This is a genomic window from Vibrio rarus, from assembly GCF_024347075.1.
Classification (GTDB): Bacteria; Pseudomonadota; Gammaproteobacteria; order Enterobacterales; family Vibrionaceae; genus Vibrio; species Vibrio rarus.
This window is the reverse complement of record NZ_AP024900.1, coordinates 1,482,745-1,500,996: the sequence shown is the minus strand read 5'-3', so window position 1 is coordinate 1,500,996 and position 18,252 is coordinate 1,482,745. Positions and strand designations below refer to the sequence as shown.

The window sequence follows — 18,252 nt, the reverse complement described above, 5'->3', positions numbered from 1 at the left end:
TCAGGCCTTTTTTTATTCATAGAGAGGTTAAGATGAGTTTAACAAGCATGACGTTCTTTGAACGGTTTGAGGCAGATATTGTATCGGGTAAAAAGACCATTACTATCCGAGATGAGAATGAGTGTGACTATGCGACAAACTCTGAGGTTGAGGTGGCGACGTTTGAGCAGGGAAGACGGTTTTGTCGTCTAAAGATTGACTCTGTTACTCCAATTCTGTTTTCAGAGTTGACCGAATATCATGCTGAGCAAGAAAATATGACATTGCCACAGCTGCAACAAGTGATCAGCGAGATTTATCCTAATGTAGAGCAGTTGTTTGTCATTGAATTTTCATTGCTAGATTAAGCGCGTTCAGAAGCGCGCAGCATGTCATGACAGTCACAGTGCAGACCAATAATGCTAAGGTCAAGCTTTAGCATTATTGGTTTTTAAATAAACATTACAGCCACAATTCTTCTATCGGAGTATCAGGGCCAAAGTGATGGGCTATTTGGGCTTGCAGCAATTCAGCGGTAGCAATGGCATCAATAAGCGCATCGTGTGGAGTATAAGTAGGTAGGTTATAACGCCTTCTGCTTTTTGCCAAGCGCACAGAACCCGGTCGTTTTCCTTTTAGGCGGTTCATAAATCCCGCCGCATGTTCTTGTTGGATATCCCACTCAATTTGCAATGTATCTATAAGTGGAAACTGGATGCCTTCGTTTAGGCGACGCTTTAAAATGCTGTCTAAAAAGTTTCGTTCAATTTGTCGATAATGCACCACACAGACTTTACCGGCAATGGCTTGCAGTATTTCGGGCAAAACGGTCATGATATCCGGAGCGTATTGAAGCTCCGAATGGGTAATGCCATGAATGACCACCGAATCGGCATTCAATGCTTTTTGCGGTTTGATCAGCCATTGCTGGCTTTGTCTTAGATAGATGCGGTTCAGATCAAAAGGCACTAATCCAACAGATATGATTTCATCTTTTTCTGAGTTAAGCCCTGTGGTTTCAAAATCCAAAGCCAGTAAGGGGGCGTCTTTTATTGGGGTACTATTTTCAATGATCTCAGTGGCATAAAAGCGTTTAAGGTGCCCGTGCTTGCTGTCATTGAGCAAGGTATCAAAATGACTACGCCAATCTTTAATGGGCTCGGCTAATTCTTTAATCTCTTTATTTTTTTTAAACATAGGATTACTTCAGTGCTGTGCCTTGATAGCGGAATTTTAAGAAATTCTGTGCATTACTTAAAATTTGGAAGGCATCTTTAAGATTTCTTCTTTCAAAGTCGGACAGATTTTCTGGCTCAATGTTATTGTCGGGGTCACGTTGCTCATTAATATCAATGGCTTGGTGGCGAATGCGAACCAGAGAAATGAACTCTAAAGCATCTTTAAGATCTTGCGCACGTCCACGAGGCAAAATATCCGCATCCAGAATGTCGTCTAAACGTTCAAATGAGTTTTGCTGAGTTGAGCCGACCGCCAGTGCATGCACCCGAATAAGATCCGCCAATGGGGCTGTACCGCGACGTTTTAAATTAATAAAGTTTTTATGTTTGCCGTCTTTTTCCATCACAAAGCTCTTAAAAAAGCCGAGAGGCGGAGTGCGGTTGAGGGCATTGCGGGCAAGGCAGTATAAGAACTTAGAGTTATTTTTAGCCCGTTCGGTAATAAAGCTATTGAGATTTTCCGCCCACTTTAATTGACCGTGAACGCCCACTAAATCAAAAAATATGGATGCGTTTAATAGCGCTTTGGCGTTCGGGTTATCTATCCAGTCGGCAAAACACTCTTCCCATTCGGTTTGAGTCATGCGCCAAATGGGGTTAGTGGCCATAATATCCCCGGTACAGTATGGGTAGCCACATTTGTCCAACCCATCGCTAACTTTTTGCGCAAGCTGTGCAAAGTAGTCATCGTGTTTGTCATGATCAAAACTGTTAGACAAGATAATGGCGTTATCTTGGTCGGTGACAATTAACTGTTCATCACGGGCCATTGACCCTAGCGCTAAAAAGCAATAAGGGACAGGTGAGGGGCCTAATTCTTCTTCCGCCAGTTCAATAATACGTTGCTTAAAACTCTTGCCGATGATGGCCATAGCACTGCCAACCATATGTGAGTTAGCGTCTTCATTGACCAAGCGCACAAAACTGTCACTGACCTGCTCTGACAATACCGCTAAATCATCAATATTGTTTTGTTGGAAGATGGAACTGACCAACAATAACGAGTTTTGCGACTCATAACGAACAATGTCACTGGCTTCTATGATGCCAACGGGTTTCTTTTTCTTGACGATAGGTAGGTGATGTACATTAAAGCGTTGCATCGTCAACATGGCTTCATACACATAAGCGTTACTGTCGAGGGATATCACGTCTTTTGTCATGACCGAGCGCACCGTTTCATCTGGTGAGACACCTTGTGCCACCACACGGGTGCATAAATCTCGGTCGGTTAATATGCCACGCAGTCTATCAGCATTAGCGGTGAGTGGGTCTTCGTCATCAACCACCAGCAGACAAGAGGTATTTTCTTCATCCATTAAAATGGCCGCATCTCTAATAGATGAACCTTCTGAAATGGTAGAGGCGGGGTGGTTAATTAATGAGGTTACTTTGGCAGTGGTAAGATCGTTCTCATCATTATTGGCCATGGCACTGCGTAAACGTGCACTGTCTTCTAGTGCCACAAAGTCGGCAAATGAGTCGTAATTGTCGTAGAGATCTTGAAAGGTATCTACTGGAATGCAATAGAGTAAACAGTCTTCAATAGCGGTCGCAGGAAACAACACTTTACCGTTACTCAATAGTGCCATTTGCCCAAAAACTTCACCCTCATCAAGGCGGTTATACAGTGAACCATTACGTTTGGAAATCTCCACCACGCCACTGCGTACAATATAAAAATCAGAGATAGCTTCTCCAAGAGAAACAATCATTTCTCCTTTCCGAATATAAGAAATCTCAGTGGCTAACGCAATGTGATTGAGCACCTCTTCGGGCAACTCAGTGAACGGGGGGTATTGTGCGAGAAACTGTTTTATTTCGAGTAGTTCAACTTCCATGAGACGCCTTAATTGTCGCGATTCTATACTCTGAACAGCACAGAATGGAAAAATAAATATCTATTGTATAGTTTGGCGCTAAATCCTTGTTAAGTCACTAAACTATCATCATTTATTGACTATTATTATGAGTGAATATAAGCGTCTTTTTTCATATACACTCAAATTGGAGAGCGTATGAGGGTTTACTCATCGATTGCACTGCTTAGCCTGACCAGCGTCTTTATGCCTCAAAGCCTCGCTTCTGACTGGGGGTATCGCACTTATTCTGCCCCTGTAAATTACAATTATTTTAGTGTTGCCCTTGGTGGCGGTAAACTCAATACAGATATCGACAGTGATAGGGATAATGTCACCATCAGTGATTTAAATTTAAGGTGGCTAATTAACGAGCACTGGATCACCAATGTGCAATATAAAGGACGTTTTACCCATTTTGGGGATAGCAACGATAGAGCTGATTATTTAACCCTGTCTGGTGCAAGACGCTTTGCGGTGATGGAGAAGGGGGATGTGTACGCAGGGGTGAAAATTGGCGGTGCCAAAATTAAATTGCGAGATCAATCCGGCTCAACACTCTCTACGGAAAAAGAATTTTTACTGGGCGTATTTACTGGGGTGAACTACGGTTTTACCGATGCGCTGGAAGGCACTATGTTGCTTGAATATTTAGAGTATGACCTAATTCATGAATCCTCTTTTGAGCTGTCACTGGATTACTATTTTAGTGAGAAGTTTTCATTAGGGGCTTACGCGCGCACGATTTGGAATGATGATGCAAACCTTGATCAAGGTGGAGTCGTGGCCAAAATTCGTTTTTAGTGCGGTGTGTAGGCACAAAAAAGGCGGGTAATGACCCGCCTATATAGGATGAATCCTTGTTGCTTTAAAGTACTGCAGCAATGCCTTGGCAAAGTGGCAGCATGTTGTCTTTGGTCATACCTGCAACACTGATGCGGCCAGAGCCTACAATATAGATAGCAAATTCGTCTTTAAGACGAGTGACTTGTTGTTTGGTTAAGCCAGAGAAAGAGAACATGCCGTTTTGACTTTCAATAAAGCTAAAGTCACGAGAAACCCCTTGTGCTTTCAGGGTTTCTACAAACAAAGTACGCATCTCTTGAATACGATCACGCATCTCTTTCACTTCGCCTTCCCACTCTTTACGCAACTGGGCATCATTTAAGATGTAAGTGACAACCGCCGCACCATGTGCTGGAGGGTTAGAGTAGATAGAACGGATGATCCCTTTAACTTGTGAAAATGCCGTTTGTGCAACGTCGCTATTGCTGGCCACTAAGGTAAATGCACCGACACGTTCATTGTATAAACCGAAGTTTTTAGAAAAAGAGCTCGCCACTAGAATTTCACTATTGAGTTGCGCAAAAGCACGGAGACCGGCAGCATCTTCTTCAACACCTTTGGCAAAACCTTGGTAAGCAAAATCAAATAGAGGTATCAGTTTTTTATCAGCGGCTAATTGAGCAAGCTCTTTCCATTCTTGTGCCGTTGGATCAATACCAGTAGGGTTATGACAGCAACCGTGGAATAGGACGATATCCCCTTCACTTGCTTGTGAAAGATCCGCCAGCATAGCGTCAAAGTCTTTGGCTTTAGTTTCAGCGTTATAGTAACGATATTCTGCAATTTCGATACCTGCTGCAGTAAATACGCCTTTATGGTTTGCCCATGTAGGGTTACTTACCCAAATTTTTGCACTATCAAGGTGACGTTTAATAAACTCACCGGCTACGCGAAGTGCACCTGTACCACCGGGTGCTTGCGCTGTTTTCGCTCGTTTTTCAGAGACAATAGTACTGTTTTCACCAAAAAGTAGTTTTTGAACCGCGACACCGTATTCCGCTGTACCTTCAATAGTAAGGTAAGACTTAGTGGTTTCGGTTTCAAGAATCGCTTGCTCGGCTTTTTTTACTGTTGCGAGAACAGGAGTCGTACCTTGCTCATTTTTGTAAATGCCAACACCAAGATTAATTTTATTATCGCGAGTGTCTTTTTTAAACTCTTCAGTTAAACCAAGGATTGGGTCAGCAGGCGCTGCGACTACTTTTTCAAACATGAGATTCCGTCCGTACTAATGTAATTTAAGGATAATGACCTTATTTATTTATACCTGTAGAAAATGGGCAAAACAATAGGTTTATGACTAATTTATCTGTGCAAGTCTATGCAATGCACTTATATCAAGTATTTATGAAAACGACGCACAAAAAAACCGCCAAAGGCGGTTTTTTAGATTAGGCGTTTATTTAGAAATTGGCGCTACGTGGTGTACGTGGGAATGGAATCACATCACGAACATTACCCATGCCCGTTACGTAAGACACAAGACGCTCGAAACCAAGACCAAAACCTGCGTGAGGCACAGTGCCGTAACGACGAAGGTCGCGATACCAACCCATGTGCTCAGGGTCGATACCCATAGCGATCATGCGTGCATCGAGAACGTCTAAACGTTCTTCACGTTGTGCACCACCAATGATTTCACCAATACCCGGTGCTAGGACATCCATAGCGGCAACCGTTTTGCCATCTTCGTTAAGGCGCATGTAGAATGCCTTAATGTCTTTAGGGTAGTTCTTAACAATCACCGGTGCCTTGAAGTGTTCTTCAGCAAGGTAGCGTTCATGTTCTGAAGACAAATCAATGCCCCATTCAACGTTGAATTCAAATTCACGGCCAGAGTCTTGTAGAATTTGAATCGCATCGGTGTAGTCCACTTGTGCAAAATCAGCATCAACAAACTGCTCTAGGCGAGTGATGGCTTGCTTATCAATACGCTGAGCAAAGAACTCAAGATCGTCACGACGCTCTTCAAGTACCGCTTTAAATACGTATTTAAGCATGTCTTCTGCCAGTTTCGCAGCATCATCAAGATCAGCAAAAGCAATTTCAGGTTCAACCATCCAGAATTCCGCTAAGTGACGGCTGGTGTTTGAGTTTTCGGCACGGAAAGTAGGACCAAAGGTGTACACTTTGCTTAATGCACAAGCGTATGCTTCGGCATTTAATTGACCAGACACCGTAAGGAAGGTCTCTTTACCAAAGAAGTCTTCGTTAAAGTCTACTTTACCTTGTTCGGTACGTGGTAGGTTTTCCAGATCCAGCGTAGAAACGCGGAACATTTCACCTGCGCCTTCTGCGTCAGAGGCGGTGATTAACGGAGCCGATGTCCAGAAGAAACCTTGCTCGTGGTAAAAACGGTGAATCGCTTGAGACAAACAGTTACGTACGCGAGCCACAGCGCCAATCACGTTAGTACGTGGACGAAGGTGCGCCACTTCGCGAAGGTATTCGATAGAGTGACGCGTCTTAGCCATAGGGTAAGTGTCTGCGTCTTCAACCCAACCCACAACGTTCACGTTGCTGGCCGCCAATTCGAAATCCTGACCTTTAGCCGGAGATTCAACGATAGTGCCCGTTACTTCTACAGAACAACCTGTAGTCAGTTTTAGGACTTCTTCGTCGTAATTGCTCAAATTATTTGGGACCACGGCCTGAATCGGGTCGAAACAAGAGCCGTCATAGATGGCAAGAAAAGAGATTCCAGCTTTGGAATCGCGACGTGAACGGATCCACCCACGAACAGTGACTTCACTGTTGACTGCTAGTTTTCCGTTAAGTACGTCTGTTACAGGCGCGTAAGTCATTAGGTTTAACTCTCCAATAGATGCTATTGAGAAATAGTAAAGAAATAGAAGGTATCAGTTTACCCGCCAATAATTTTGCATCAAGTATTGAGTAGCGATTTATTAGGAAATTTTTTTTAAGCGCTGTTTATTCGACCAAAATGAGAGAGCTGTCTTTGTAATGCTTCAATAATTTGCGCTGTTACCCCCCAGATAAAATGATGTTGATAGGGAATGGCGAACACTTTATGGGTGGCGGTTTTTAATTGAAAATGGCAATGGAATAAATTAGCCGCAGAAAAAAGAAATTGCGCGGGCACTTCAAACACCTCGGCTACTTCATTTGGGTCGGTCTTGACCTGATAATTAGCATCCACCAGAGCAACAAATGGAGTCACGGCAAATTGACTAATAGTGGCGATGGGCGGTAGGGCACCCATCACCGAAATCATGGAGGGTGGGATACCCACTTCTTCATAGGTTTCACGAATTGCCGTATTGCAAAGTTTCTTATCGCTTTGCTCAAACTTACCCCCGGGGAAGCTCACTTGGCCGGGATGATGCTTTAAATGTGCCGCACGCTTAGTCAATAGCACATTCAAAGTGTGGTTTCGTTCAACTAAGCAAATTAAAACGGCCGCAGGGCGCAGTTGATTGTGATCAAGAGAGCTTAACCGTTTTAGACTTAGAGAGTCATAATCAAAAGGCTCAACAAGCATAAATCGTTGTACAAATTCATTTTTGGTCATCTCACCCTCTACTTTGCGTAATGTTGCTCACTGACTTACTGTGATGAGTAGCGTGTGAACTGAACTATGTGAACTGCATTATGTGACTTATTCTAATATTGGCAGAATTTTCCCCAGTTTGTGCAAGGTTTCTTCATATTCCAGTTGGCACTCACTGTCGGCAACCAAGCCTCCGCCAGCCCAGGCGTGGATCTGTTGGTTCTCTGTGATTAACGTTCGAATAGTGATGCTGGTGTCCATATTTTGACAGCGACTAATATAACCAATACTGCCGCAATACACACTGCGACGATGAGGTTCCAGCTCTTCTATAATTTGCATCGCCCGTACTTTGGGCGCTCCAGTGATAGAGCCTCCAGGAAAACAAGCCCTTAATAGATCGTACACATCAAAACGACTATCGAGCTCACCGGTAACCGTACTCACTAAGTGATGAACCGCAGGAAAGCTTTCAATTTCAAATAAATGCGGCACTTTTACTGTGCCAGGGGCCGACACTCGGCCAATATCATTACGTAACAGATCAACAATCATTAGGTTTTCTGCCTGATCTTTTTGCGCCTGTTTTAAGTCATCAATTTGCTTTTGGTCTTCTATAGGGTCATTAAAGCGAGGTCGCGTTCCTTTAATGGGTTTGGTTTCTACCTGCATCTCGTGACAAAGCAGAAAACGCTCAGGCGAGACACTTAAAATAGCGTGTTGTGGCAGCCTGATAAAAGCGGAAAAGGGCGCTTGGTTTTCATCTTCAAGGGTTCGATAGGCTTGCCATTCGCTCCCTTGATAGTGTGCACTAAAACGCTGAGCCAGATTGATTTGGTAGCAATCACCCGATAAGAGATATTCTTGTACAGCAGCAAAACGAGTTTGGTACTCACTTCGGGTCATATTGGCTTGCCAAGGGCTATTTAAATGAAACTCTGCTTTGGTATGCGCATGGGACTGGTTTTGGGCATGGGTTACGGGTAAAGACTCAAGGTGTTCCCCAACCCAGTAGGCGCGCTGAAGTTTATGGTCAACAATGAGCGCTTTATCGTATAAACCCACCGCCATGTCTGGGGCGTGTAAATCTTTGTGGGCAATGCTGTCTATTTTTTCAATGCAACGGCCTAAATCATAAGCAAAATACCCAAGCCAACCACCAATAAAGGGATATTGCTGGGGGTTTTTAGCGTCGGGCAGATACTGCTGTTGCAATTGACGTAACAGCTCAAAGGGATCGGCACAAGATTGAGTGACCTTGTCACCCATTGTCACCTGATGGGTATCGGCAAAGGTTTCCACTGTTACAATGGGGTCAGCAACAAGGATATCGTAGCGACTATTGGGATGATCATCAGAGGCAGACCTAAGTAGCATGGCGTAAGGGCGTCGCTCCAGTTGTTCAAAGAGTTCAACAGCCAGGTTTTTTCGATAACTAACGGATAAGGTTTTAATATTTAAATCGGACATCTATCAAATTGCTTGAAATGTGACAACACCGTAAGGGTGAGTGTGGTTTGATATTCGCAGCAAGGGTATCATACATTTATCAATAGTTCAGAACGTGTGTTAAGTCTTTGACTGACCCGTAATATGAAATGGAATCCGACTGACTAAAAGGGCCTCGACGAATGACCGTAATTCGTAAGCAAGATCTCATCAGCAGTGTGGCAGATGCGCTGCAATATATCTCTTACTATCATCCGCTTGATTTTGTGCAAGCATTAGAAAAAGCGTATCACGCCGAGCAAAGTACCGCGGCGAAAGATGCCATTGCTCAGATTCTAATCAATTCGCGTTTGTCTGCCGAAGGGCATCGACCTATCTGTCAAGACACGGGCATAGTCACTTGCTTTGTTAATATCGGTATGAAAGTGCAGTGGCAAGATACCGATGTCACAGTACAAGACATGGTGGATGAAGGGGTAAGACAAGCCTACACCAATCCAGACAACCCGTTGCGAGCCTCTATTTTATTAGATCCTGCTGGGAAACGAATTAACAGTAAAGACAACACACCTGCTGTCGTGCACATCAATATGGTGCCGGGAGATAAAGTGGAGGTGCAAATTGCGGCGAAAGGCGGCGGTTCTGAGAACAAAACAAAAATGGTAATGCTAAACCCATCAGATGATGTGGGTGAGTGGGTCGAAAAAACCTTGCCGACTATGGGGGCAGGATGGTGTCCACCTGGAATGATAGGTATCGGTATAGGCGGAACGGCAGAAAAGGCGGCGGTATTGGCCAAAGAATCATTAATGGACCCTGTTGATATTCATGAGTTAATGGAACGCGGCGCGCAAACCACGGAAGAAAAAATGCGTTTGGATATTTTTGAGCGAGCCAACCGCACCGGTATTGGCGCGCAAGGGTTAGGCGGTTTAACCACCGTGGTGGATGTTAAAATTAAAACCGCTCCTACACATGCCGCATCAAAACCTGTTTGTATGATCCCAAACTGCGCCGCCACTCGTCACGTACACTTTACATTAGATGGCTCAGGTCCTGCCAAACTGACCCCGCCTAAATTAGAAGATTGGCCTGAAATTACTTGGGAAGCGGGGGCGAAAGCTCGCCGTGTCAATCTGGATTCCGTAACCCAGCAAGAGATTGAAACATGGAAAACAGGGGAGACGTTACTTCTATCAGGGAAGATGCTCACAGGCCGTGATGCGGCACATAAGCGCATTCAACAGCTCCTTGAAAGTGGTGAAGGGCTACCTGAAGGTGTTGACTTCAATGGCAAGTTTATCTACTACGTTGGACCGGTAGATGCGGTAGGTGACGAAGCGGTGGGGCCGGCCGGACCAACCACCTCTACCCGCATGGATAAATTCACTGATATGATGCTCTCACAAACCGGCATCGCAGGGATGATAGGCAAAGCGGAGCGCGGCGCACAAACAGTGGAGTTAATTAAACAAAATAAAGCGGTCTACTTAATGGCAGTAGGTGGCGCTGCGTATTTAGTATCAAAAGCCATTAAGAGCGCAAAAGTAATTGCCTTTGCAGAGTTAGGCATGGAAGCTATCTACGAATTTGATGTGCAAGATATGCCTGTAACGGTGGCCGTGGATTCCAATGGCGAAAATGCGCATCAAACAGGCCCCGATATTTGGAAAGTCAAAATAGCTGAAATGAACGAGTAATTTGTTTTAAGTTTGTACAAGCGCAATACTTGAGTGACGTTAACGGATAGGATCTGCATACTCGATGAAACCAAAGATTGCGCTTTTTACCGAGAATTCAGCGAGATAGCTGATACAATTAACAGTGACTCTATTTAACAGGGGATGTTATGCCACGTTTTGTAAAAATTCTTCAAATGATCGTTGCTATCGTTATTGGCGGCTTTCTTTGCTACGACTTAATTCTGAATGGAATTGCTATCTTTCATGAGAAATACATTACTATTACCATTGTATTGACATTACTTCTCGAATTGTCTCTATTTGTTATCTATAAGCTCATCGTAGATGATTAAATCTTGTTAATGTTGCGCTCTAACACTGGATATTTGGATTCGAATTCAATATCTTGAAGCTAGGAGCGTGATATGAACAAAATAACAAGCGAAGCAAAACAATTACTTAATAGAGGGCTGGATGCACACCTTAGAATTGGTGTCACCGGCCTTTCTCGTGCCGGAAAAACCGCCTTTATCACCTCATTTGTCGATCAACTGTTGCACACTTCGACCCATGATAACCTACCGCTACTTACCGCAAGTCGTGATGGACGATTACTAGGTGCAAGACGAGTACCGCAAAAAAACTTGCTTACGGCCCGCTTTAATCTCGATGCTTCTTATGAGTCGCTACGGGCGACGCCCCCTCAGTGGCCTACGCCCACTCGTGACGTGAGTGAGATTCGCATTGCCATCAAATACAAACCACGCAGTAAAGCCCGCAAATTACTCAGTCGTAACGCCACTTTATATCTTGATCTAGTGGATTACCCAGGAGAGTGGTTGCTTGATCTTCCTATGTTAGATATGGACTTTACTCATTGGTCACAACAACAGATTCACCGTTTACGGCAAATAGACTTGCCTGAGGTAAAGGCTTGGCTTGAGCGTGCTGCAACACTGGATTTACTCGCCGAACAAGACGATAAGTTAATTAATCGTGTAGCAACAGAATTTACCCAATTACTGCTGAGCCTAAAATCTCAAGGTTATCAGCTCATTCAACCGGGACGATTTGTGTTACCGGGTGAACTTGCCGAGGCACCAGTCGTGCTGTTTTTCCCTTATGTGAGTGAAGAAAAGCCCGCCAAGGGCTGCGCGCTTAGTTTGTTGGTTAAGCGTTATCAAGAGTACCAATCACAAGTGATTAAGCCGTTTTATCGTGATTACTTCTCGTCATTTGATCGGCAGATTTTGCTGGTGGATGTCCTAACGCCACTCAACCAAGGGGAGCACGCTTTTTGTGACATGCAAATCGCATTAACAGAAATCATGAAAAGCTTTAGCTATGGTAAAAATGGTTTGCTGCGCCGTTTGTTTTCCCCACGCACGGATAAATTGCTGTTTGCTGCCACCAAAGCCGACCACATTACCCCAGATCAGCACGCTAACTTGAATTTGTTACTGCGCCATTTGGTGCAACCCATTTGGCAGCATGTTTCTTTTGAAAGTGTTGCGATGGAGTGCATTCCATTTGCCTCTATTCAATCCACCGATACAGGGTTTGTTGAGCAAAAATCAGGGGCAACGCCGGTGATACATGGCACCACATTGGAGGGGGAGTCTGTGACTTTGTACCCAGGTGAGGTGCCAGCGACGTTGCCGAAAGCGGATTTTTGGCAAAAACAAGGCTTTGATTTTTCAAGTTTCAGACCAAAAGATGCGCTAGAAACACAACCATTACCTCATATAGGTATGGATAAAGTGATGCAGTTTTTATTAGGTGATAAATTAAGGTAGCGCTGTGAGCGAATATAAACAAAAACAAGTTTTTTCGGCAACGTCTGATGCGTTTTCGTCGCAAAAAAGTGCGAAGCAACCGGCTTCGTCTAAAGAGGATCCCCGCCAATTCGGTGATGACTTATTTGCTGATGGTGCCAATACGCAGCCTGAGCCAGATTTAAGTGCAAAACAAACGTTTGCCGAGCATGAGTTTATTAAAAGTGACCCCTTAGTTGCCTCACAGCAAGAGGGCGCTGCAGATGACATTGAAGAGAAAGTACAGACCTTATTTACTAAAAAGAAAGTGCCCCTTAAATGGAAATTATTATTTGCTACCTTGGGCACTTTGAGCGCATGGCAGTTAGTGGATTCAGTGATTCATTCCTTTCAATCAATGGATTATTTAGGGCTCGCATGGAGCGCCTTATTAAGTGGTGGCGCGCTCATTGGTGCAGGCGCACTGCTTGGCGAACTTATCAAAATGCGCCGTTTACGCCGTCAGGGTGATACTGTGATGAAAGCGCAACAGATCTTTGATGAAAATGGTTATGGTAAGGCCAGTGCATTTTGTGATGCCTTATCTCGTAGCTTAACGGCGAAAGGTGTGGAAAATGTAGGCTTATCGCAGTGGTCACAACACTGCACCGATAACCACTCCGACCGTGACACTCTTGAGCTGTATCAGGGCTATGTGTTGTCGCCAATTGATGAAAAAGTGAATAAAGCCATTGCTAAATATTCGTCGGAAGCGGCGGTCATGGTGGCAGTTAGCCCATTAGCCGCTGTAGATATGATGCTGGTTGCGTGGCGTAATATTTCATTAATTAACCGAATCGCCAAAGAGTACGGTGTTGAGTTGGGTTACTGGTCGCGTATTCAGTTATTACGATTAACCTTGATGAATATGGCTGCCGCAGGGGGCACGGAGCTGGCTCTGGATGCAGGAATGGATCTGCTATCGATGGATTTAACCGCAAAATTATCAAGTCGCGCCGCTCAAGGTGTTGGGGTGGGGTTATTGACCGCTCGATTGGGAATAAAAGCGGTACAATTGATGAGACCCATCCCATTTTCTGAGGGAAACCAATTGCGCCTTAAAGATGTACGCGATCAGGTTTTTCTTTCTGTTAAGCATCGTTTACAAAATTCTGAGAGCTCTGACTAGGGTTAAACCCTTATAAAACTTGATATTACTTGACTGAAACGGCCTTCTGCTAGACACTCATGTAAACATTATTGAACACTAGAGAGTCGGACGTGCGTTTAGAAGTATTGTGTGAAGATCGCTTAGGTTTAACTCGCGAACTATTAGATATATTGACCTCACAAAATTTGGACTTGCGAGGGATAGATATTGACCCCATAGGCATTATCTACCTAAATTGTCCCGAACTCGATTTTGACTCTTTTAGCAGTTTAATGGCGCAAATTAGGCGAATTGATGGTGTCTCCGATGTGAGACGCATTCAATTTATGCCCAGTGAACGAAAAAATACAGAACTGACCGCTGTGTTGGATAATTTGTCTGAGGCGCTGCTTTCTGTGAGCCTTAATGGTCAAATTGCTATGGCCAATCAAAAGGCCAAACAGCTGTTTCACAGTTTCGTGCCGTCGTTAGTGGGGGGAACGATTGGGCAGATCTTACCTAAATTCCCTTATCAATCGTGGCTAGATGAATCTGCAACCAGAGAAAAGCATAACATCGTTGTCTCTGGCATCGATTATCTACTGGAAGTGATTCCTGTTCATTTACAACAAAATAACGACACCGCCGTTCATACCAGCACCGTTTTTCAACTCAGACCATCGCGTCATAATATGGGAAACATTGAGTCAGTCGCCGATCATGACCCTCTTGGCTTTGAACATTTTGTGGGGGTGTCAAATCGCCACAAAGCGTTGATAACACAAGCTAAAAAACTGTCTATGTTAGATCAACCTTTACTCATTGAAGGGGATACGGGCACTGGCAAAGAGATGTTAGCCCGTGCCTGTCACGCTCGCTCACACCGAGCCAATAATCCGTTTATTGTATTAAGCTGTGCATCTATGCCAGATGATGTGGCCGAAACCGAACTGTTTGGTCATGCGGAAGGGGCGCTGAATCAAGGAAAACCTCATAAAGGTATTTTTGAAAATGCCGATGGTGGCACCGTATTTTTGGATGAAATTGGCGAAATGTCCGCGCATCTGCAAAGCAAGTTATTGCGCTTTTTACAAGATGGCACGTTTAGGCGTGTCGGTGAAGACAATGAAGTGAGTGTGGATGTGCGGGTGATAGCCTCAACCAAGCATACTTTAGAGCAGTTGATGGAGCTAGGTACTTTCCGTCAAGATTTGTACTTTAGACTGAATGTGCTCAATTTAAATATACCTCCATTACGAGAGCGTACCTCCGACATAGCGCCACTGCTTGATATGCTATTGCTTAAACACAGTAGCCAATTGGGCATTGAAAAGCCCACATGTTCAGCAAGCCTGATGGATGCCTTAAACAGCTACATGTGGCCGGGTAATATACGCGAGCTAGACAACGCCGCTCTTCGCGCATTGACCGAACTTGACGGAATTGAACTCACCACTCACCATTTTCATTTGCCTACTTTAGATAATTTACATCATGGGCAAGGGAAGATTGATATGGAAGGCTCCCTTGAGCAAATTATGAAACGTCATGAGTCTCAGGTGCTAGACAAACTGTATCAAGCATTTCCATCAAGTAGAAAGCTGGCTAAACGTTTAAATGTGTCTCATACCTCCATTGCCAATAAGCTTCGTGATTATGATATTGGGAAAAAGTAAGGGAATGTTTTGTAGTTTTGAACCGACCATTATTCACCAAAGTACTTCCATATCAGAGCCCACGTTACGCGCTGTAGGGCATAGTGATGCTAAAATGCTGTGTGACTACTTTGTACGTAACCGAGAATTCTTTAAACCTTGGGATCCTGTTAGAGATGAACATTTTCATACAGTTTCAGGGTGGAAACATAAAATTACCCTATTAAAAGAATTGGAGGAAAACCAGCAAGGCTTGTTTGTGCTGATCCTTGACCCGCTGGAAAGTAAGGTATTGGGTGTGGTGATTTTTAGTCAGATCATTGGTTATCCTTATCATAGCTGTCATCTTGGCTACTCTTTAGATGAACAGGCGCAAGGGAAAGGGCTGATGAACTACAGTCTGAAAATGGCTTGCGATTATGTTTTCCGCTCTTTTAACGTGCATAGAATTCAGGCCTCTTATCTTAGTCAAAATCAACGAAGTGCAAATGTATTAAAGCGCGTAGGCTTTGAAGAAGAAGGGGTAGCAAGGCAGTACCTTTTGATCGATGGCCACTGGCAGGACCATGTGCAGTCATCATTAATTAATCAACATTGGGAAGAAGCATGCAAAGATTAAATCAGCAGTTAGAAATGTTGAAAGAGATCGACCAATTAAAAAATGTTCTAAGACGTACCCGAGTGAAAAGCGCTCAAGGCCGCTTAGAAAATAGTGCCGAGCACAGCTGGCATGTGGCCACCATGGCGCTATTAACTCAAGAGCACGCCAATAGTCAGGTGGATATCAGCCGCGTACTCAAAATGTTACTTTTGCATGATATTGTGGAAATCGATGCGGGAGATACCTTTGTGTATGACGCCGTCGCATCCAAAGAACAACAACAAAATGAGTTGCAGGCTGCCGATAGACTGTTTCGTTTTTTACCGGATGATCAGAGCATAGAATTACGCAGTATATGGGATGAGTTCGAAGCTGCCATTTCCGATGATGCTAAGTTTGCTAAAGCATTAGATCGCTTTATTCCAATGTTTTTGAACTATCATAATCAAGGGCAAAGCTGGGTTGAGCATCAAGTGAAGCGCAGCCAAGTGATCGCCATTAATAGTCGCATTCAGCAGGGCTCCGAAACCCTATGGCAGAAAGCGCTACAAATAATAGACGAAGCCGTGGAAAACGGCTGGTTAAAAGATGAGTAATATGGACTATATATCTTTAGATGACTATTCCCGTAAGTGGATCTTTACCCACCAATCCATGCCTATTCCAGAGCAAGATTTAGCCGCCATTCTGCCTATGAGCCAAGGTAAAAGTGCGCAGTTCTGGAAAGATAACGTCAGCAAGCAAAGTCCAGACGCCGAACGCATGAGTAGCCAAGATTGGCCAACCAGAGACGCAAACTGGTCCAATTCGGTTAACTGGATGAGCCAATGGGAGTCGGATAACGAAGAGTTGCCAACAGAGATTACCGAACACATCGATTGGCAAGATGATGTCACCGTCTATTTTTGCTACGAAAAATACAACGTAGTGCAAACAACATGGGCGATATTCAAAAAACATTGGAAGAACTTCCTATTTTTCGATGATGGCCCAATCCTACTCGGTCGCCGTCGCAAACAAGCCTTGTGGTTTAGCACCGATGGGCAAGTTAAATTAGGCAATCGCCCTTAAGTGAGTTTATAGCTGTAGTGACGGCATAGAAGCTACTGCGTACAATGCGTACAGTGTTTATGAAAAAACACACTGTAAAATACGGATGGCAAATACTAGGTGAAACAAACAGCCAGACAACCGTAATCACCCTAATGAAGGCGGTTGGCTAGCTGTTTATATTGTCAGTTAAAACAGCGACACATACTCCCCATATCCCATTTCAGCTAACTGCTCTTTAGGTATAAATTTAAGTGCCGCTGAGTTGATGCAATATCGTAAACCCGTTGGCTCAGGGCCATCTTCAAATACGTGCCCTAGATGGGAATCCCCAAAGCGGCTTCTAAGCTCAATGCGAGTATAAAATAGAGATTTATCCTTGTGCTCGGTGATGAATTGCTTGTCTATGGGTTTAGTAAAGCTTGGCCAACCTGTGCCAGAGCGGTATTTATCGGTGGAGCTGAAAAGGGGTTCACCGGATACGATATCCACATAGATGCCTGGTTTTTTATTATCCCAATATGGGTTTTTAAAAGGGCGCTCAGTGCCATCTTGTTGCGTCACGTAATATTGCACCTTGCTTAACTGCTGTTTTAATTGCGCATCACTTGGCTTACTGTATTTTTTAGCGCGAGAAGATGGACTTTGCACGGCTGCTGCACCATCAATCATTGATATTAAGGTGACGCCATTGCTTTGTCGGTCTTTACCAAAAATCGAGTCTAGGTAGTTATCTCGGCCCGATGCATGTCGATAGTATTTATATCGAATGGGGTTTTTCTTGTAATAATCTTGGTGATACTCTTCTGCCTTCCAAAATGTGCTGTATGGAATGAGCTCTGTTTTTAAAGGCTTTTTAAATACCCCTAACGCATCCACGTCTTTGATAAATTTGGCCGCGATATCGTATTGTTGTTGGTTATGATAGAAAACGGCAGGGCGATAGTGGCGACCACGATCCACAAATGAACCTTGGTCATCGGTTGGGTCCATATGACGAAAGAGTTGATCGAGCACTTGCCTATAACTGAGTTTATCGGCATCAAAGGTGAGCTGAATGGCTTCAATATGTTGCGTTTTTCCGGCGGACACTTGTTTGTAGGTTGGGTTTGTTTGAGTGCCACCAGCATAGCCTGAAATTACATTGATGACGCCGGGCAATTTTTCTAAGTCAGACTCAGTACACCAAAAGCAACCACCGGCCAGTGTGGCGGTTTCAATATTGGTGGCAGTGTCCATTGCTGTTGTCGATGTACTGTCTTTGGCTAAAGTGCTTGCCGGTATCAGCCAAATAAATGGTGAAGCAATGATAATGGCTAACAGTGTGCTATACAGTCGTTTCATACAAACCTCGTATCCCTTGCGTAAGTTGTCTTTATATTAGAACGCTGCAATCGACAAAAAATTTCATGCCAATAAATTGAGTGTAGTTTTCAGGTATACGAAGGGAAAGGGGAGCGAGATTGAAATGAGGGGAA

The 18,252-nt window shown here is 44.1% G+C and carries 17 protein-coding genes; 10 read left to right on the top strand and 7 right to left on the bottom strand.

What is annotated here, in order from left to right:
- Nucleotides 1-32 precede the first annotated feature (32 nt).
- Nucleotides 33-347 (top strand): N(4)-acetylcytidine aminohydrolase, encoded by a 315-nt coding sequence (gene yqfB / locus OCU56_RS07005; RefSeq protein WP_261872518.1) that lies wholly within the window; start codon nt 33-35, stop codon nt 345-347.
- Between the two features lie 94 nt (nt 348-441).
- Here yqfB and OCU56_RS07000 read toward each other — a convergent pair whose 3' ends face one another.
- The gene (locus OCU56_RS07000; RefSeq protein WP_261872517.1) at nt 442-1,176 is read right to left on the bottom strand and encodes a 3'-5' exonuclease; all 735 of its coding nucleotides are present in this window, start codon (nt 1,174-1,176) and stop codon (nt 442-444) included.
- Nucleotides 1,177-1,180: 4 nt separating this feature from the next.
- A complete protein-coding gene (locus tag OCU56_RS06995) occupies nt 1,181-3,058 on the bottom strand; it encodes a DUF294 nucleotidyltransferase-like domain-containing protein (RefSeq protein ID WP_261872516.1) in 1,878 nt (625 codons plus the stop codon).
- A gap of 177 nt (nt 3,059-3,235) precedes the next feature.
- On the opposite strand from OCU56_RS06995, the gene OCU56_RS06990 reads away from it, so the two are divergent.
- Nucleotides 3,236-3,880, top strand: a complete 645-nt coding sequence (locus OCU56_RS06990; RefSeq protein WP_261872515.1) for a porin family protein — start codon at nt 3,236-3,238, stop codon at nt 3,878-3,880.
- 64 nt (nt 3,881-3,944) lie between these two features.
- Here OCU56_RS06990 and OCU56_RS06985 read toward each other — a convergent pair whose 3' ends face one another.
- From OCU56_RS06985 to pabB, 4 genes are all read right to left on the bottom strand, one after another.
- Nucleotides 3,945-5,135, bottom strand: coding sequence for an amino acid aminotransferase (locus OCU56_RS06985; RefSeq protein ID WP_261872514.1), 1,191 nt, complete (start codon nt 5,133-5,135; stop codon nt 3,945-3,947).
- Between the two features lie 190 nt (nt 5,136-5,325).
- Nucleotides 5,326-6,726, bottom strand: a complete 1,401-nt coding sequence (asnS, locus tag OCU56_RS06980; RefSeq protein WP_261872513.1) for an asparagine--tRNA ligase — start codon at nt 6,724-6,726, stop codon at nt 5,326-5,328.
- 116 nt (nt 6,727-6,842) lie between these two features.
- A complete protein-coding gene (locus tag OCU56_RS06975) occupies nt 6,843-7,454 on the bottom strand; it encodes a CoA pyrophosphatase (RefSeq protein WP_261872512.1) in 612 nt (203 codons plus the stop codon).
- Nucleotides 7,455-7,541: 87 nt separating this feature from the next.
- On the bottom strand, nt 7,542-8,903 hold the full coding sequence (gene pabB / locus OCU56_RS06970) for an aminodeoxychorismate synthase component I (protein WP_261872511.1): 1,362 nt from the start codon (nt 8,901-8,903) through the stop codon (nt 7,542-7,544).
- Between the two features lie 161 nt (nt 8,904-9,064).
- Here pabB and OCU56_RS06965 point away from each other — a divergent pair, with 161 nt between their 5' ends.
- The 8 genes from OCU56_RS06965 (at nt 9,065) to OCU56_RS06930 (ending at nt 16,795) form a co-directional block, all read left to right on the top strand.
- On the top strand, nt 9,065-10,582 hold the full coding sequence (locus OCU56_RS06965; RefSeq protein ID WP_261872510.1) for a fumarate hydratase: 1,518 nt from the start codon (nt 9,065-9,067) through the stop codon (nt 10,580-10,582).
- A 149-nt stretch (nt 10,583-10,731) separates the two neighbouring features.
- The gene (locus OCU56_RS06960) at nt 10,732-10,917 is read left to right on the top strand and encodes a hypothetical protein (protein WP_261872509.1); all 186 of its coding nucleotides are present in this window, start codon (nt 10,732-10,734) and stop codon (nt 10,915-10,917) included.
- A gap of 72 nt (nt 10,918-10,989) precedes the next feature.
- Nucleotides 10,990-12,360 (top strand): YcjX family GTP-binding protein, encoded by a 1,371-nt coding sequence (locus OCU56_RS06955; RefSeq protein WP_261872508.1) that lies wholly within the window; start codon nt 10,990-10,992, stop codon nt 12,358-12,360.
- A 4-nt stretch (nt 12,361-12,364) separates the two neighbouring features.
- Nucleotides 12,365-13,507, top strand: a complete 1,143-nt coding sequence (locus tag OCU56_RS06950; RefSeq protein ID WP_261872507.1) for a YcjF family protein — start codon at nt 12,365-12,367, stop codon at nt 13,505-13,507.
- Between the two features lie 92 nt (nt 13,508-13,599).
- Nucleotides 13,600-15,144, top strand: coding sequence for a transcriptional regulator TyrR (gene tyrR / locus OCU56_RS06945; protein ID WP_261872506.1), 1,545 nt, complete (start codon nt 13,600-13,602; stop codon nt 15,142-15,144).
- 4 nt (nt 15,145-15,148) lie between these two features.
- A complete protein-coding gene (gene rimJ / locus OCU56_RS06940) occupies nt 15,149-15,742 on the top strand; it encodes a ribosomal protein S5-alanine N-acetyltransferase (protein ID WP_261872505.1) in 594 nt (197 codons plus the stop codon).
- The gene (locus OCU56_RS06935) at nt 15,730-16,320 is read left to right on the top strand and encodes an HD domain-containing protein (RefSeq protein ID WP_261872504.1); all 591 of its coding nucleotides are present in this window, start codon (nt 15,730-15,732) and stop codon (nt 16,318-16,320) included. The genes rimJ and OCU56_RS06935 overlap by 13 nt, the downstream gene beginning before the upstream one ends.
- A gap of 1 nt (nt 16,321) precedes the next feature.
- The gene (locus OCU56_RS06930; protein WP_261872503.1) at nt 16,322-16,795 is read left to right on the top strand and encodes a DUF2947 domain-containing protein; all 474 of its coding nucleotides are present in this window, start codon (nt 16,322-16,324) and stop codon (nt 16,793-16,795) included.
- A gap of 168 nt (nt 16,796-16,963) precedes the next feature.
- On the opposite strand, the gene msrB is transcribed toward OCU56_RS06930, so the two are convergent.
- On the bottom strand, nt 16,964-18,118 hold the full coding sequence (gene msrB, locus OCU56_RS06925) for a peptide-methionine (R)-S-oxide reductase MsrB (RefSeq protein WP_261872502.1): 1,155 nt from the start codon (nt 18,116-18,118) through the stop codon (nt 16,964-16,966).
- Nucleotides 18,119-18,252 lie beyond the last annotated feature (134 nt).

Excerpts from the sequence above, each read along its gene's own strand:
- yqfB (WP_261872518.1), top strand. The coding sequence starts at position 33 with ATGAGTTTAACAAGCATGACGTTCTTTGAACGGTTTGAGGCAGATATT.
- OCU56_RS07000 (WP_261872517.1), bottom strand. The coding sequence starts at position 1,176 with ATGTTTAAAAAAAATAAAGAGATTAAAGAATTAGCCGAGCCCATTAAA.
- OCU56_RS06995 (WP_261872516.1), bottom strand. The coding sequence starts at position 3,058 with ATGGAAGTTGAACTACTCGAAATAAAACAGTTTCTCGCACAATACCCC.
- OCU56_RS06990 (WP_261872515.1), top strand. The coding sequence starts at position 3,236 with ATGAGGGTTTACTCATCGATTGCACTGCTTAGCCTGACCAGCGTCTTT.
- OCU56_RS06985 (WP_261872514.1), bottom strand. The coding sequence starts at position 5,135 with ATGTTTGAAAAAGTAGTCGCAGCGCCTGCTGACCCAATCCTTGGTTTA.
- asnS (WP_261872513.1), bottom strand. The coding sequence starts at position 6,726 with ATGACTTACGCGCCTGTAACAGACGTACTTAACGGAAAACTAGCAGTC.
- OCU56_RS06975 (WP_261872512.1), bottom strand. The coding sequence starts at position 7,454 with ATGACCAAAAATGAATTTGTACAACGATTTATGCTTGTTGAGCCTTTT.
- pabB (WP_261872511.1), bottom strand. The coding sequence starts at position 8,903 with ATGTCCGATTTAAATATTAAAACCTTATCCGTTAGTTATCGAAAAAAC.
- OCU56_RS06965 (WP_261872510.1), top strand. The coding sequence starts at position 9,065 with ATGACCGTAATTCGTAAGCAAGATCTCATCAGCAGTGTGGCAGATGCG.
- OCU56_RS06960 (WP_261872509.1), top strand. The coding sequence starts at position 10,732 with ATGCCACGTTTTGTAAAAATTCTTCAAATGATCGTTGCTATCGTTATT.
- OCU56_RS06955 (WP_261872508.1), top strand. The coding sequence starts at position 10,990 with ATGAACAAAATAACAAGCGAAGCAAAACAATTACTTAATAGAGGGCTG.
- rimJ (WP_261872505.1), top strand. The coding sequence starts at position 15,149 with ATGTTTTGTAGTTTTGAACCGACCATTATTCACCAAAGTACTTCCATA.
- OCU56_RS06935 (WP_261872504.1), top strand. The coding sequence starts at position 15,730 with ATGCAAAGATTAAATCAGCAGTTAGAAATGTTGAAAGAGATCGACCAA.
- OCU56_RS06930 (WP_261872503.1), top strand. The coding sequence starts at position 16,322 with ATGGACTATATATCTTTAGATGACTATTCCCGTAAGTGGATCTTTACC.
- msrB (WP_261872502.1), bottom strand. The coding sequence starts at position 18,118 with ATGAAACGACTGTATAGCACACTGTTAGCCATTATCATTGCTTCACCA.